Below are 1,843 nucleotides of genomic sequence, written 5' to 3'. Positions count from 1 at the left end.
CTGAGCGGCGCGCGGGCGGCGCTGGAGCGCATCGAGGCGTCGCTGTCGGCGGCCGTCCGGCGGCGGGAGGCCGCCGAGCGGGCGCGCGCCGCGCGGGAGGCGGAGCTGAAGGTCGTCCGCTCCCAGGTGCGCGAGCTGTCGGGCACCCTGGAACGCCTGGTGAACGTGGTGCACGGCAACGAGGTCGCCCGCGCCGAGCAGCGGCTGCGGCTGGAGCAGCTCGAACAGCGCGCGCTGGAGGAGTTCGGACTCGAGGTCGAGTCGCTGGTGGCCGAGTACGGTCCCGACCAGCCCGTCCCGCCCGGTCCGGAGGCGGGGGAGGACGCGCGGCCCGTCCCGTACGAGCGCGCCGTCCAGGAGAAGCGCGCCAAGGCCGCCGAGCGCCAGCTCAACCAGCTCGGCAAGGTCAACCCGCTCGCGCTGGAGGAGTTCGCGGCGCTGGAGGAGCGGCACGCGTTCCTCACCTCGCAGCTGGAGGACCTGAAGAAGACCCAGCGCGAGCTGCTCGGCCTGGTCAAGGAGGTGGACGAGCGGGTCCAGCAGGTGTTCGCCGCCGCCTACGGCGACACCGCCCGCGAGTTCGAGCGGATCTTCGCCCGGCTGTTCCCCGGCGGCGAGGGCAGCCTGTCGCTGACCGAGCCGGAGGACATGCTGGTCACCGGCGTCGAGGTCGCGGCCCGCCCGCCCGGCAAGAAGGTCAAGCGGCTGTCGCTGCTGTCGGGGGGCGAGCGGTCCCTGGTCGCGATCGCGTTCCTCGTCGCGGTCTTCAAGGCCCGCCCGTCGCCCTTCTACGTGCTCGACGAGGTCGAGGCGGCGCTGGACGACACCAACACCCAGCGGCTCATCACGGTCTTCGAGGAGCTGCGCGAGTCGTCACAGCTCATCGTCATCACCCACCAGAAGCGCACGATGGAGGGCGCCGACGCGCTCTACGGCGTCAGCATGCGCGGGGACGGCGTGACCCAGGTCGTCAGCCAGCGGCTGCGCGAGCACGAGCCGGCCTGACCGCTCGGTCGCGCCGATCGGGCCGGTGTTCTCACGGGCTCTGCGGGATGGGCGCGGCGGTGAACACGAAGCCGTCGATCCCCGCGCGCGCGCAGCCGACGTGCTTGGTCTCGTAGCCGCCGGAGCCGCGCAGGTCGACGCCCACGCACATGCGTCCGCGCGCCGTCGCCTCGGGCACCACGCGCCACACCTGACCCGATTTCACCTGCTTGGCGGCCTGGAGCCCGAACCGCTGGAGCGGGTCGTCGCCGCACGTCTTCATGAGCAGCACCGAGCCGTCGGCCTGGCCGTCCACCGCCGCGCACCACACCTTCCCCTGGGGCGTCTGCGCCTTCAGCCGGTAGACGCCGGCCTGCACCGGGGCGAGCTCGATGCGCTGGTACTGGTCTCCCGCGACGCACTTGTCCGCCGCGAGCTGCCAGCGCTGCCGGTCGTCGTAGAGGATCGACAGGCACAGCTGGGGCGGGCCGCCGGCGGTCGTGACGGTGTACCAGCCGGGCTCCGGCGGCGGGACGCGGTCGTTGACGCTCGACGGCGTGCCGGACCGGGCGCGCTGCGACTCGCCCCCGACCGTGCCGAGCAGCGTCGAGCCCACCACGGCGACCGTGATGAACGCGGGTGCCGCCACGAGCAGCGACATCCGCCGCCGTCCGCCGCGCCCGCCCTGGGAGGCCCCGGTCCCGGTCGTGCCGCTCCCGGACGTACCGCCCATGGACAGCCCGCCCATCGACAGGCGGCCCATGGACGGCCCGCGCCGCGAGGTCCGGCGGTGTCGTGGCCGGGAGCCCCGCGCGGGCGGGCGCGCCGGGCTCTCGCCGCTCGCGCCGGCGTCCTCGCC

The 1,843-nt window shown here is 74.6% G+C and carries 2 protein-coding genes; one reads left to right on the top strand and one right to left on the bottom strand.

Translation table 11 applies throughout. From position 1 onward, the window contains the following. Nucleotides 1-1,005, top strand: a 1,005-nt coding sequence (locus E1291_RS41245) for an AAA family ATPase (protein ID WP_165495550.1), incomplete at its 5' end; no start/stop codon positions are given. 31 nt (nt 1,006-1,036) lie between these two features. Here E1291_RS41245 and E1291_RS42985 read toward each other — a convergent pair. After that, nucleotides 1,037-1,843, bottom strand: an 807-nt coding sequence (locus E1291_RS42985; RefSeq protein WP_207401265.1) for a hypothetical protein, incomplete at its 5' end; no start/stop codon positions are given.

The organism is Actinomadura roseirufa (assembly GCF_900659635.1).
In the GTDB taxonomy this organism is placed as follows: Bacteria; Actinomycetota; Actinomycetes; order Streptosporangiales; family Streptosporangiaceae; genus Spirillospora; species Spirillospora roseirufa.
Note: the sequence above shows the minus strand (reverse complement) of the source record. Positions and strands in the feature narration are given on the sequence as shown.